Raw genomic sequence first — 13,662 nt, 5'->3', positions numbered from 1 at the left:
TTGTGAAAAAAATATGCAAAAAAGAAAAGAATATGAATTTGATATAGAAGAGTTAGAATTTCCAGCGCAGGGAATAGCATACTATGAAGGTGAAAAGGTACTGATTAAAAACACATTGCCAGGTCAAAAGGTAATTGCTAAAGTATCAAGAAAGAAGCAGTTTGTAGTAGAGGCAAAACTTGTGAAAATACTTGAAGATGTAGACTATAAAGTTGAACCTCGTTGCAAAATCACCGAATTTTGTGGAGGATGTAGCCATCAATTTCTTTCTTATGAAAAACAATTAGAATTTAAAAAGCAACAGGTATTAAAATTGTTTGCAGAGGCAGAGATAAAAGATTTTGAATTTTTGGGTATACAGCAGAGCCCTGAGCAATTTGAGTATAGAAATAAGATGGAATTCACTTTTGGTGATTTTAGAAAAAATGAAGAGTTAACTTTAGGTATGCATACAAAAGGAAGAAGTTTTAGCATAGTTACTGTTGATGATTGCAAAATAGTAGATGTAGATTTTAGAGAAATTTTAAAATTAGTATTAAATTATTTTACAGAGTTAAAATTACCACATTATAATGTAATGGAGCGAAAGGGTTATTTAAGAAACTTAGTGATTCGAAAGGCTAAAAACACTGGCGAAATATTGGTGAATTTAGTAACCACATCACAGATAGATTTAGATCTTAGTGAAATTACGAATAAGCTTAAAGAATTAAAATGTGATGGAGTTATTACAGGAGTAATGCATACATATAATGATTCACTATCGGATATAGTTCAAGCTGATAAAACTGAACTATTATACGGAAAAGAATATATTATGGAAAACATATTAGATCTTAAGTTTAAAATAAATCCTTTTGCTTTTTTTCAAACAAATTCAAAAGGTGCAGAAAAGCTCTATAGTATAGTTAGAGATTTTTTAGGTGATTCAGAATCAAAAGTTGTGTTTGATTTATATTGTGGAACAGGAACTATAGGTCAAATTGTTGCAGCTAAAGCTAAAAAAGTTTTGGGAATTGAATTAATAGAAGAAGCAGTTGCTGCTGCAAATGAAAATGCAAGAATTAATGGATTAGATAATTGTGAGTTTATAGCAGGGGATGTAGCGAAAGTTATAAAAGATGTACAAGATAAACCAGATAGCATTATCTTGGATCCTCCAAGAGCAGGCGTTCATCCTACAGCATTAGATTATGTAATAAAATTTGATGCGCCGCACATAGTTTATGTTTCATGTAATCCTAAAAGTTTAGTTGTTGATTTAAAAGAAATGATTAATAACGGATATAAGGTGAATAAAGTAATACTTATGGATATGTTCCCTCATACCCCTCATATAGAGACTATTGTTGATATAGTGAAGCTATAACAGGGTTTAACAAGTGAATATTTAACTCAAAACCGTCCATTTGCCACCGTAAATTATTTTATGGTGGCAATATTATTATGTCCAAGACGATTTTAATTAAAAAATTGCATTAATTAAGCACAGGTCAAGTTATATTATCTGTGCTTTTATTTTTTTTTGCTCCTCAAGTGGAAAGGTAATCGGAAAATTTCCCGGGTGATGTTAAATATTTGCAATAGCTCATTTAGTCTTAACTATAAATAACAGGAATGTTCAAGGCAGTAGTAAATAACTTAATTAAAAACTAGTTAAATTTAACAAGATATTTATTAAATTTAACTAATTTTAATAAACAGGTGGAGATTCAAAATTAGAATTATTAAAAGATGTAATTTTTTCTCCATTGTTAATGTTATAATACTTATTGAAAAAGTTTAGAATGTAAGGGTAGTTATGTTTAGTGTATAAAGAAAAACTATGTGCATGTACATAACTGAAAGTAAAGTTTCACATAATATTTTCTATGGTATTCCATAGGTTAACAGGAGGATAAAATTTTGCATAAGAAAATAAGGCACACCTTTGATTATAAAACAAAAAAAGAGTTTTCAAGTAAGTTGATGGATTGGATTGGTGATATTTTTTACGATATTCTTCCGAAACACGGATATGAGATACGTGATGAACAAATATATACTGCGTTTCAGCTTGCTGATGCAGTTTGTAATAAAAAAGTTCATCTGGCTGAGGCTGAAGTCGGTACCGGAAAGACCTTCGCCTACTTACTCACTGCAATTGCCTACGCTGGTTTTAGCGGAAAACCTGTAGTAATTGCATGTGCCTCAACAGCACTTCAGGAACAGCTGGCAGGGCCAAAGGGAGATATTCAAACACTTTCCCGAATACTGGGATTAGAAATAGATGCGCCAATGGCAAAGGATCCTCATCAGTATGTTTGTGATGAGAGAGTTAGTGGAACAGGGGGAGTGTTTGGCGATGCAACAGCCTCTGATGAGATTAATCAATGGTTATCCAGGACTACAAAAGGTGAACGCTCAGAAATGCCGCACATATCCGATAGTGTATGGAGACAGATTGGATGGGATGAAACTATGCCCTGTGATGCCTGTACCAGAAGAGGATTTTGTAAGCTTGTTAAGGCACGGAAACATTACAGATCTTCCAAGGATTTAATTATTGCTGATCATAGTATCTTTTTTCAGGACCTGTGGACAAGGGATGAAAGAATTGCAGACGGTAAAATGCCTATGCTTCCAGATTACTCACTGGTGATTTTTGATGAAGGCCATAAAGTCATACTGCCGGCAGCTATGGGTGCTGGAAGACAAATTCACAAAGAGGATATTGATAATATTATCCTTTCGATAGAGGAAATCCAGGGAGCAAGAACTTCACTGGTTGCATGTGTAATTGCATTGAGCCAGGCCACTTCTAACTTTTTTGAAAAACTTAATCAAAACGTAATAGACGATGAGCAATCAGAGCGTCTGGCGGTTCGCACCGATGATATACTTCTGAAAGCAGCTGATACTTTTCATAAGGCACTAGATCGGTTGCTCTTAGAGATACAAATTGAGGAAGAGCTATACATAAACGAGCTACCGGAAAGCACGTTACATACCTTTGAAATTCAAATAGAACTATCAATTACAGCCTTAGCTAGGTTTGGTAGGAATAAAGGTACAGAGGTTATTACTTGGATAGATAGGTCCGACGGCAGCTTTTGGGTAGTTCCTCGGAACTTGAGCAATATGCTAGATAAACATTTATTTTCGAAAAAATTGCCTGTGGTGTTTACTTCAGGAACTTTAAGTGATAAGGGTGATTTTGGTTACCTTATGAGGACTCTGGGTTTAAAGGATCCAGCAATATCAACGGTTGGAAGTCCCTTTGATATTGAAAAGCAGGTGGTGGTTTATTTACATCAGCCATCATTTGAGGACACCGACAGTGCCAAGTTTTCACGTAAAATTGAACAATTACTATGTTTGCTGAAAGAAAATGGAGGAAGAGCGCTGATACTTGTTAACTCTTTGAAGGAAGTTAGGAAAATAAGAAAAGAAATTAGTGGATACGCGCTACCTTTTGAAGTTTTATGGGAGGATAAAGGTGAGCGAGGATATCTTGTCCAAAAGTTTCGTGCGGAAGTTACATCTGTATTAGTAGGTTCTACCTTTTGGGAGGGAATTGATGTGCCCGGGGAGTCTTTATCTCTCGTTGTAGTTTGGCAGCTTCCATTTCCTTCACTAGACCCTTTGATTGAAATGAGGCGCAAAGATGCAGAAGAAGAGGGGATGAATCCACTTATAACTGTTGATTACCCTGAAATGGGATTGAAGTTAAAACAAGGTTGTGGCAGATTAATTAGAACAAAGGATGACCGTGGAGCAATAGCTGTCATGGATCAAGTAATAGGAACCCCATGGGAAAAGGTGGTTATGAGAGCTCTACCTAGAGGAGCGAAAATCAAAACTTTGGAACATAGGGAGATTTGAAATGCTTGATAAGTGAGGTTTTGCTCTGATCATTAATTAATAATGATTAAGGCTGTTATTTAGAAGTATAGTATATACTTGATTTGAAAAGAAATAGGTATTAAAAAAAGAAGGAGAGCGAAAAAATGGAACAGTTTTTTAAAGCAATAGATGAAAAAATAATAAAGTCAGGATATCCTGGAGAAGTCAGTGGCGAAGAAATCTACGCTGAAATAAGTGATGAGGCCGAGGATCAAGAAGAAGGAAGTTATTTATTCATGAAGAAGCAAAATGATGATATCATGTTCGAATACAAAGTGGATATTTTAGAGGACAATATTAATTTAGCAACCCTCACGATACATACACCAGAGAAAAATTACTTTATTGATTTTGATGCTGAATAGATAGACGTATTGGGGATGAAGATGAAAATTATATGCATTGCATAATACTATTGTTGATATAGTTAAGGCATAATTGGCTAAGCTATATATGCTAATCTTAATATAGAATAATGAAAGAAAAATGATAGAACTATGGTTTGAATTTCCTTAGTTCTATTTTTATGTTTTTAATCTAGTATTAGGAGTATAATCAAATTTGTAGACAAAATATAAGTAAATACATAAAACAAAAATAATTAGTGGTATTCATATAAGAATTCAAAATAAGAAAGGAAGTGCGTATTTAGTGGGTTTGAGTACATATGTACACTCTCTTGCTATGGAAAATTATGTTGAATGAGATGGATAGACAATACTTAAAAATAGTTGAGAAAATTTTAAAAAGAGGATATCATGACCAAAACCGTACTGGAGTTTCAACTTATAAGCTCCCTCACCAAATTATGCAGTTTGACTTAGAAGAAGAATTTCCAATATTAACAACTAAAAGTGTTGCATTTAAAACAGCGGTAAAAGAGTTACTTTGGATATTTAAAGACCAATCTAATGATGTAAAAAAACTTCAGGAACAAAACGTTCATATATGGGATGAATGGGCATACGACGATGGAACAATTGGTAAAGCATATGGTTTTCAAATAGCTAAATATCATCAAATTGATACTCTTATTGAGGCTTTAAAAAATAATCCTCAAGATAGAAGAATGCTTATGAATCTTTGGAATATAGAAGACCTTCCAGAAATGGCGCTTCAACCATGTTGCTTTTTAACTCTTTGGGATGTAACTGATGGACGACTTAATTGTATGTTAGTACAACGAAGTGGTGACATGGCGCTTGGTGTTCCATTTAACACCAGTCAATATGCAATATTAGTTCATTTGATCGCGCGAGTTACAGGACTTAAAGCAGGATTATTTACACATGTTATAAATAATGCACATATATATGAAAATCATATTGAGGGTTTACAGCTACAGGTTTCAAGGAAACCAGAAGCTTTAGATGCTCCTAAACTTTGGATTAACCCAGAAATTAAAAACTTCTATGATTTTACATCGGAAGATGTTAAACTTATAGATTATAAGCATCTTGGTAAAATAGATATGGGGAGCGTGGCTGTATAATGCTAACATGTATTGTTGCAATTGGAGATAACTTTGCTATTGGTAAAAATAATGATTTACTTTGGCATTTTTCAAAAGATTTAAAAAGGTTTAAGCAAATAACAACTGGAAATACTATTATTATGGGAAGAAAAACATTTGAATCTCTTCCTGGTATTCTCCCTGGAAGACATCATGTTGTTATTACTCAAAATAAAAATTTTAAAGTGAATGATGAAAGGGTAACTGTAATAAATTCTAAGGAAGCGTTATTTGCTTATTTAGATGATGGTAAAGAATATTTTGTTATAGGAGGGGGAGAAATATATAAGCTATTATTACCTTATTGTAATAAAATACACTTAACACAAGTGCATAAGGAATATGATGCTGAGGTATTCTTTCCAACTTTAGATTATTCAAAGTGGAATATAAAAGAAGAAGAAACTGGGTTTATAGATGAGGCTGAAACAACAGCATTTAGTTTTTTAACTTTGAAAAGGACTACCGTGCTAAAATAATACATTATGATTATGTTAAGAATAGTTACTATATTAAAAAAAAGTTATGAAACTAAAAGTTGATTTCTGTATTGTGTACAGGAGTCAACTTTTTTTCTAGTTTGCATTTTAGATAATAGGTATTATTTCCATAATAAATAAAAATTACAATATTTGATTTGAGAGTATGTTATAATTTCTATATAATTTTGCTAAGTTTATATGAAATTTAAATTTATAATTAGGGGTGAAAATATGAATATTAAAAAGATTGATATGAATTCTTATCTACGAAAAGCTCACTTTGAATATTTTAGAAATATGGCATATCCTTATGTTGGAGCAACTGTTAATATTGACATTACTAATTTATTTAATGTGATTAAGAGAAAAAAAATGCCCTTTTTTTTAACTATACTTTATATAGCAGCAAATGCAGCAAATAAAATACCTGAATTTAGAAGAAGGATTGATGGGGATAGTATAATTGAATATTCACATTGTAATACATCTCATACAGTTGCTTTAGAAGATGAAACTTATTGTTATTGTGAACTAGATTCTTCTATGAATTTTAAGAGATTTTTAGAATACGCTAAGGAGAGACAAAGTTTATCCAAAACAAATGGTATTAAGGATGATGGAAATAAAGTAGATTCATTCTTTTTTGTATCATGCTTACCATGGATTACTTATACTTCGATTATACAGCCTGTACCCAGTCCATCTGACTGTAATCCACGGATTACGTTTGGACGTTATTTTAGACAAAATGATAGAATACTAATGCCTACAACTACATTAGTAAATCATGCGCTGGTAGACGGAATACATATTGCAAAATTCTATGAAAAATTTGATGAAATTATGCCTCAGTTAATTGTTAGTATGACGAAGGCGTAAGATTGTTTGATAAAGAAAGCGGAACTTTATTAGTAGCTCCATCTGCAAATTTATTATCAAAGCCATCAACTACGAGTGGTGAGCATTGCTATAATGATTTAAATGGAAAAATTCCTTGTATTTTAGATTGCTCCGGCTTTTATATTAGAAGAACAATTTGGACAAAGAATAACAGTAAATGAGAAATTTTATGATTGGTATGTAAGGTAAATTTGATTGAAAAAAGAATCTCACAATATAATAAACTATTGGAGGAAAACGTGGAAGTATCAATACTTGTAGGACAGTTTCCAATTTCATTTGATAGTACAGAAAATATAAATAGTATAGTGACTATTTTGGGGAAATCAAAAATGGATGATTTAGTTGTCCTGCCTGAAGGAGTACTTCAATCAATAAGTATATAAAATAGAAGAGCATTAAAATATAGAAATTAGGAGTGTGTAATATATGATCCTTTCGGGAAAAGAAATAAAGAGAAAGCTAGGAAAAGATATTGTTATAGAACCTTTTAATGAAAAGCAACTTAACCCTAATAGTTATAATTTGAGGTTACATAATGAATTGCTTGTTTATGATGAACCATTTTGGATATTAAAAAAGAAAATAAGGTTAAAAAACTTTTTATACCAGAAGAGGGATTAGTCTTGGAAACAGGAAAGCTATATCTTGGTAGAACAGTAGAGTTCACAGGGACCAATAAATATGTACCAATGCTAGAAGGTAGGTCTTCTATTGGTAGGTTAGGATTATTCATTCATGTAACGGCAGGCTTTGGTGATGTTGGGTTTCAAGGGTTTTGGACATTAGAAATATTTTGCGTTCAACCAATAAAAATATATCCAGGGGTTGAAATTTGTCAAATATATTATCATTGTATTGAAGGCGAATATGATGAATATTGCAGTGGAAAGTATCAAAATAATGAAGGGGTTCAACCAAGTTTATTATATAAGGATTTTGAAAATTAATATAAAGAATTTCTATAAGAGAGTACATTTTAATATAGAATGAAAGGTGGATATAATAATGAATCAGAAAGATAGAATGCTTGTGGGTTTGCCATATAAGTCGTGGTTAGACGGATTAGCAGAAGAACGAATGGCGAATAAAAAGAAGATATATGAGTATAATCACCTTCTACCAGATGAATACGAAAAAAATTAATAAATTAATAAGATATATTCTTGGTAAAACAGGTGTAGACATACATATTGAAGCCCCTTTTCATTGTGATTACGGAAAGAATATTGAAATTGGAAATTGTTTTTTTGCGAATTATAACTGTACCATTTTAGATGTGGGAAAAGTAATTATAGGTAATAATGTGCAATTTGCTCCAAATGTTTCGCTATATACAGGAGGTCACCCAATACATCCTGATTCACGAAATTCTGGATATGAATATGGTATTGGTATAACAATAGGAGATAATGTTTGGCTTGGTGGAAATGTTGTCGTAAATCCTGGGGTTCAGATTGGAAATAATGTTGTTATAGGTTCGGGAAGTGTTGTTACTAAAGATATTCCAGATAATGTGATAGCAGTAGGAAATTCATGCAAGGTTATTCGTGTAATTACAGAAGAAGACCGTAAATATTACTATAAAAACAATGTTTTTGATGTTGATGATTATAATTGCTAAGCTAAAATCAACAGATAAAAGAAACATTTGTAATTGTAACTCTTGTAAAAGGTATTAATGTGTTATGTAAAGCAGGTGTTTAAGTTATAAAAGCGGCGGAGAAAAGATCTGAGGAAATAAAATAGCCCAAGGTGGTATGTCAATTTATGAGTGATTATAGATCTCTTTAGTCTTATTTTTATGTTCTTTTTTCAGTTTTAGGCAAGTAGTTAACCATTGTATATAATGGTATAATTAATTTATAAGTGTTGCATAACAATGACAATCAATAATGCAACAAACTTTTACGTAAGAAAAACTTTGGAGGCATATAATAATGTTAAATGTAAATATAAAAGATATTGATATGAAATTTAATACATCAGAGGAGGTTTTTGCACCTCGAAATGTTGATAAAGGTACGTTAGCGATGTTGTCAACTATTGAATTTAAGAATAATGATAAGGTATTAGACCTAGGATGTGGATACGGTATAGTTGGAATACTTTCTGCAAAAATAGTAGGAGTGGCTAATGTATTTATGGCAGATATAGATAGTAGAGCAGTAGAGCTTACAAGGCAAAATATTGAGCTAAACAATGTTAAAGGAATTGAGGTATGTGAAAGTGATGGATTTAAAAATATTAGTGAAAAGGACTTTACTTTAATTATTTCAAATCCACCTTATCATGTGGATTTCTCTGTTCCAAAAGAATTTATTGAAAAAGGATTTAATAGGTTAGCCGTTGGTGGGAGAATATATATGGTTACTAAAAGAAAAGACTGGTATAAGAACAAACTGGTTTCGATTTTTGGTGGTGTAAAAATAACTGAAATTGATGGTTACTATGTTTTTATGGCAGAAAAGAAATCTACTTCATATTCAAATAAGAAGAAATAAAAACAATATTATTCTAATTAATTTAGTGTTAAGAAGAGGTTAGATATATTTGAAAGGATATTTTATTATAAAAGGAGAGAAAATATGGAGTGGATTGATTTAATAAGAGAATATATTCCTTATAACGCTCAAGAAGAAAAAGATAAAGAACTAATTTTAAATTGTATAGATATATTTGATGACGTTTTGACTAGAAAAAATAAGATAGCACATATAACAAGTTCAGCATTTATAGTAAATAAAGCAAAAGATAAGGTGTTAATGGTACATCATAATATATATAATTCTTGGTCATGGGTAGGTGGTCATGCAGATGGAGAAAAAGATTTATTGGCTGTTGCAATTAAAGAAGCAAAGGAAGAGACGGGTATAAAAAATGTTAGGCCGATATCTTGTGAAATATTTTCATTAGACATATTGACTGTACTTGGGCATATAAAAAGAGGAGAATATGTTTCTCCACATTTACATTTATCAGTTACTTACTTAGTAGAAGCTGATGAAGAAGAATTACTTATTGTTAAAGCTGATGAAAATAGCGATGTTAAATGGGTTCCCATTAATGAAGTTAATATATATTCAAATGAACCTCATATGCACAAGGTTTATACTAAATTAATATCGAAAATATTTTTAAAATTTAATGAGAAATAACATGAGTAAATCAATAAACATAGTGTTAAGTGAAATAGAATAAAAGTAATTTAGTAAAGGGGAAAAAAGGATGAAATGCAAAGTGAAAAACATATTTATAAACTATGAAATAATAGGAAGTGGAAAACCAATAATTATGTTGCATGGTTATAATGTAGATCACAGGTTAATGACAGGATGTATGGAACCTGTACTTAGCGATAAAAAAGGTTATAAAAGGATATATATTGACTTGCCAGGTATGGGCAAATCAGAGAGTGCAGAATGGATTACTAACTCTGATATTGTGCTTGATATTGTAATTAGTTTCATTAATAAAATCATTCCAAATGAAAATTTTTTACTTGCTGGTGAGTCATATGGGGGATATTTAGCAAGAGGAGTAATCTATAGAATGGCAGATAGAGTTGATGGTGTTTTACTTGTTTGCCCAGTTATAGTAGCAGATTATAATAAACGTAACGTTCCTGAGCATATTGTTTTGGTTAAGGATAGTAAGTTGTTGTCTAAACTGACGCCAGAAGTGGCTGAGGGTTTTAATTCTAGCTCAGTGGTTCAGAGTCAAAAAATTTATGAGAGATGTGAAAATGAAATAATATCCGGAGCTAAAATAGCCAAGAAGGTATTTTTACAAACTCTTAAAAAAGATGGATATGTATTCACATTTGATGTAGATAAGTTAAATAATAAATTTGACAAACCTTCTCTTATATTGTTAGGGAAACAAGATAATTGTGTTGGATATAAAGATTCATGGAGTATATTAGAAAATTTTCCAAGAGCGACTTTCGCTGTGCTGGATAGAGCGGGACATAGCTTGCAAATAGAACAGGAAGAATTATTTAACTCATTAGTGAAGGAATGGCTTGTAAGGGTTAATTAGTGTATACAATTTTAATTCTTTTTTAGATAAAGTAACTTTTGAAACTGGGATTATCTGTTCAGATGATTCATATTGACTCATATGATGATGAACCTAAAAGTTTTAAGAAGGGGATAGAAAAGTATGGAAACATTAACAACTAATAGATTGATACTAAGACAATGGAAAGAAAATGATAGTGCTGATTTATATGAGTATGCTAAAAGTGAATTAGTAGGTCCAAGTGCTGGCTGGCCAACACATAAAAATGAGGAAGAAAGTAAAGAGATAATAAGAATGTTCATTGAAAATAAAGGAATATATGCTATAGTTCTAAAATTAGAAAACAAAGTGATTGGTAGTATAGGACTTCATAATAGGAAACCTGATGATAGTCTTTCTGATTTGGAGCAAAAGGAGATAGGATATGTTCTTAATCCTAAATACTGGGGAAATGGTTTTATTCCAGAGGCTGTAGAATGTTTGATAAAATATGGATTTGATGAATTAAATTTAGATTTAATCTGGTGTGGACATTTTGATTTTAATTCTAAGTCTAAAAGAGTAATTGGAAAATGTGGATTTAAATATATGTTCCAAAGGACTGAAAGGTTAAAATTATTAGATAATAAAGAGGTTATCACTTTATACTATAATATTTTAAAATCTGATTATATTAATTGATTATACAAAAAATAGTTATTAGAGAGAAAAGTATTTTATAATTAACAATAAATAAGACATATTTACCATAATGAAACCTTTTTTGGAAATTGGGATGTAATGTGATTTGAGCAATCAAAATAATAGTTTAGGAAACTCGCAAGATTCGTTTTTAAATACATTTAACAATACTTCATTTTTATTAACTGAAGGGGCTATTATAGAAAGATTAAAAAGAGAGTTTTGTATCTTTTTAAATAAGGATATTTTACCTTCAGGTTTAATCTATGAAGAAAAGTGTAGTGAGGGAACGTTTGATAGGAATCCAAGCAAATGTATATAAATCAGACGAGTTAGAGCATTTTCATAAATAATTATATGGTAACTTAAGTTAAATATGAGGTGATATATTTTATTAGAAAGGTGGTTTCGTGTGGAAATTAAAAAACTGCAGAAAAATGATATAAAAAATGCTCTTAATTTAGTGTGGGAAATTTTTGAGGAATTCGAAGCACCTGATTACTCCAAACAAGGAATTAAAGAGTTTAAAAAATTTGTGTCCTACAATTCTATTATCAAAAAATTTGATGAAGGGGAATTAAATTTTTGGGGATGTATAAATAAAAATGACCTAATTGGAGTAATTGCAACAAGAGGGATTACTCATATATGCATGCTTTTTGTAAACAAAGACTTTCATAGATTAGGTATAGCAAGAAGTTTATTTCAAACAGTTGTAGAGAAATCTAAAAGCAAGAATAATATTAGTCAAATTACAGTAAATTCATCTCCATATGCAGTAGAGGTGTATCATCGTCTTGGCTTTTTTGATACAGATAAGGAGCTTACTGTTAGTGGAATTAGATTTACTCCAATGTCGTATTTGATAAAGTAAGATAAAAAGTGATAGTTGTAAAATATAGCTATTGCGGGACTGATTATTTATATAGTAGGGGGATGCAATGAGAAAAATAAATTTACAAGCGATTGCAGATAATCTAAATAAACTTGGTGATTTTCTTTCAAAAAGAGATATTGAGGATTTGTCAAAAGCTGCTTTAATAAAACAGTATGGAATTGAGCAAGTGGATTTGTTGATTCTTTTGGGAGGTAGTATTGTATATGGTTGCGAAATTGCTGGCAAAGCATTTCATGATGGTATCGCAAAACAATTAAAATAAGGGGGTATTATTTTATGGTTAAACTTAATGAATTAATACCGGAACTATCTGTTTCAGATATAAATATAAGCTTGGATTTTTACATAAATATTCTTTCATTTAAGATAGTGTACCAAAGAAAAGATGATAAATTTGCTTTAATATCACTAAATGATTCGCAAATTATGATTGAAGAAACAAATGGTAATTGGGAAACTGGAACTTTATCATATCCCTTTGGTAGAGGAGTTAATTTTCAAATAGCAGTAGATGATGCTTATAAATTATACAAAAATATAAAAAAACAAAACTATAAAATAAAAATAGAAATGCAAGAGAATTGGTATGAAGCAGATAATGTAATGATAGGACAGAAAGAATTTTTAATTATGGATCCAGATGGTTATTTATTAAGATTTGCTGAAGATTTAAGAGAAAAAGAATGTCCGAGGTATATATCAAGTTGTATTTTAAAAGAATTTAAACTAAAAAATGGTCAGACGTTGGTATTAAGAAAACCAATAGTAGAAGATGCTAAAATGATTGTTGAATATCTTTATACTGTTGGTGGAGAAAGTGATAATTTGTTATTCGGTAAAGATGAAAGCTATTTTACTGCTGAGATGGAAATAGAGCATATTAAAAATATAAATGAATCTGAAACCTCGTCTATGGTATTAGGAATTATAAATAATAATATTGTTAGTATTGCACAAATCAGTAGCCCTAATAGGAAAAGAATAGCTCATAATAGTGAAGTTGCTATTTCGGTTAAAAAAGATTATTGGAAAAATGGAATTGGAAGTTGCATAATGGAGGAATTAATTAAGTCAGTTAAGGATGGTGGCATAATAAAAAATATAAGTCTTGGAGTTAAAGCAAGTAATAAAAATGCAATTGCTATGTATGAGAAATTTGGATTTGAAAAAATTGGTAAACATAAGGATTTCTTTAATATAAATGGTGATTTTGACGATGAAATACTAATGGACTTATATATTTAAGTTTTATGTATTTAAGTTTTATGTATATTAGGAGG

At 30.8% G+C, this 13,662-nt stretch carries 16 protein-coding genes and 3 pseudogenes; all 19 read left to right on the top strand.

Annotated elements, in window-relative coordinates:
• Positions 1-13: 13 nt before the first annotated feature.
• The 19 genes and pseudogenes from rlmD to KPL37_RS19670 all read left to right on the top strand — a co-directional run bounded on the left by rlmD (position 14) and on the right by KPL37_RS19670 (position 13,627).
• Complete coding sequence (rlmD, locus tag KPL37_RS04980; RefSeq protein WP_216146309.1) at positions 14-1,369, top strand: 23S rRNA (uracil(1939)-C(5))-methyltransferase RlmD; 1,356 nt, start codon at positions 14-16, stop codon at positions 1,367-1,369.
• A 536-nt stretch (positions 1,370-1,905) separates the two neighbouring features.
• Complete coding sequence (locus tag KPL37_RS04975) at positions 1,906-3,864, top strand: ATP-dependent DNA helicase (protein ID WP_246578121.1); 1,959 nt, start codon at positions 1,906-1,908, stop codon at positions 3,862-3,864.
• A 125-nt stretch (positions 3,865-3,989) separates the two neighbouring features.
• On the top strand, positions 3,990-4,250 hold the full coding sequence (locus tag KPL37_RS04970) for a hypothetical protein (protein ID WP_216146308.1): 261 nt from the start codon (positions 3,990-3,992) through the stop codon (positions 4,248-4,250).
• A gap of 329 nt (positions 4,251-4,579) precedes the next feature.
• A complete protein-coding gene (locus KPL37_RS04965) occupies positions 4,580-5,377 on the top strand; it encodes a thymidylate synthase (RefSeq protein ID WP_425514024.1) in 798 nt (265 codons plus the stop codon).
• Complete coding sequence (locus tag KPL37_RS04960; RefSeq protein WP_216146307.1) at positions 5,377-5,877, top strand: dihydrofolate reductase; 501 nt, start codon at positions 5,377-5,379, stop codon at positions 5,875-5,877. The genes KPL37_RS04965 and KPL37_RS04960 overlap by 1 nt, the downstream gene beginning before the upstream one ends.
• Positions 5,878-6,111: 234 nt before the next feature.
• Complete coding sequence (locus KPL37_RS04955; protein WP_216146306.1) at positions 6,112-6,759, top strand: CatA-like O-acetyltransferase; 648 nt, start codon at positions 6,112-6,114, stop codon at positions 6,757-6,759.
• A gap of 2 nt (positions 6,760-6,761) precedes the next feature.
• Entirely contained in the window at positions 6,762-6,941 is a 180-nt protein-coding gene (locus KPL37_RS04950; RefSeq protein ID WP_216146305.1) for a hypothetical protein, read from the top strand.
• 78 nt (positions 6,942-7,019) lie between these two features.
• Complete coding sequence (locus tag KPL37_RS04945) at positions 7,020-7,166, top strand: hypothetical protein (protein ID WP_216146304.1); 147 nt, start codon at positions 7,020-7,022, stop codon at positions 7,164-7,166.
• A 43-nt stretch (positions 7,167-7,209) separates the two neighbouring features.
• A pseudogene (dcd, locus tag KPL37_RS04940) lies at positions 7,210-7,730 on the top strand (dCTP deaminase).
• A gap of 58 nt (positions 7,731-7,788) precedes the next feature.
• Positions 7,789-8,404: pseudogene (locus KPL37_RS04935) on the top strand (sugar O-acetyltransferase).
• 20 nt (positions 8,405-8,424) lie between these two features.
• A pseudogene (locus tag KPL37_RS20360) lies at positions 8,425-8,487 on the top strand (carboxymuconolactone decarboxylase family protein); the annotation flags it as partial.
• Between the two features lie 233 nt (positions 8,488-8,720).
• Positions 8,721-9,284, top strand: a complete 564-nt coding sequence (locus KPL37_RS04930; RefSeq protein ID WP_216146303.1) for a class I SAM-dependent methyltransferase — start codon at positions 8,721-8,723, stop codon at positions 9,282-9,284.
• Between the two features lie 84 nt (positions 9,285-9,368).
• Positions 9,369-9,938: an NUDIX hydrolase gene (locus tag KPL37_RS04925; protein ID WP_216146302.1), complete on the top strand. Its 570-nt coding sequence runs from the start codon at positions 9,369-9,371 to the stop codon at positions 9,936-9,938.
• Positions 9,939-10,008: 70 nt separating this feature from the next.
• Positions 10,009-10,821, top strand: coding sequence for an alpha/beta fold hydrolase (locus KPL37_RS04920; RefSeq protein WP_216146301.1), 813 nt, complete (start codon positions 10,009-10,011; stop codon positions 10,819-10,821).
• A 123-nt stretch (positions 10,822-10,944) separates the two neighbouring features.
• Positions 10,945-11,484 carry a GNAT family N-acetyltransferase gene (locus KPL37_RS04915; protein WP_216146300.1) on the top strand — a complete coding sequence of 180 codons (540 nt, stop codon included), beginning with the start codon at positions 10,945-10,947 and terminating at the stop codon, positions 11,482-11,484.
• A 106-nt stretch (positions 11,485-11,590) separates the two neighbouring features.
• On the top strand, positions 11,591-11,806 hold the full coding sequence (locus KPL37_RS04910) for a hypothetical protein (protein WP_216146299.1): 216 nt from the start codon (positions 11,591-11,593) through the stop codon (positions 11,804-11,806).
• Between the two features lie 90 nt (positions 11,807-11,896).
• Entirely contained in the window at positions 11,897-12,358 is a 462-nt protein-coding gene (locus KPL37_RS04905) for a GNAT family N-acetyltransferase (RefSeq protein WP_216146298.1), read from the top strand.
• Positions 12,359-12,425: 67 nt separating this feature from the next.
• Positions 12,426-12,644 carry a hypothetical protein gene (locus tag KPL37_RS04900; RefSeq protein ID WP_216146297.1) on the top strand — a complete coding sequence of 73 codons (219 nt, stop codon included), beginning with the start codon at positions 12,426-12,428 and terminating at the stop codon, positions 12,642-12,644.
• Positions 12,645-12,658: 14 nt separating this feature from the next.
• Positions 12,659-13,627, top strand: a complete 969-nt coding sequence (locus KPL37_RS19670) for a GNAT family N-acetyltransferase (RefSeq protein WP_246578120.1) — start codon at positions 12,659-12,661, stop codon at positions 13,625-13,627.
• The last annotated feature ends 35 nt before the right edge of the window (positions 13,628-13,662 follow it).

The organism is Clostridium frigoris (genome assembly GCF_018861865.1).
In the GTDB taxonomy this organism is placed as follows: Bacteria; Bacillota; Clostridia; order Clostridiales; family Clostridiaceae; genus Clostridium_AD; species Clostridium_AD frigoris.
Note: the sequence above shows the minus strand (reverse complement) of the source record. Positions and strands in the feature narration are given on the sequence as shown.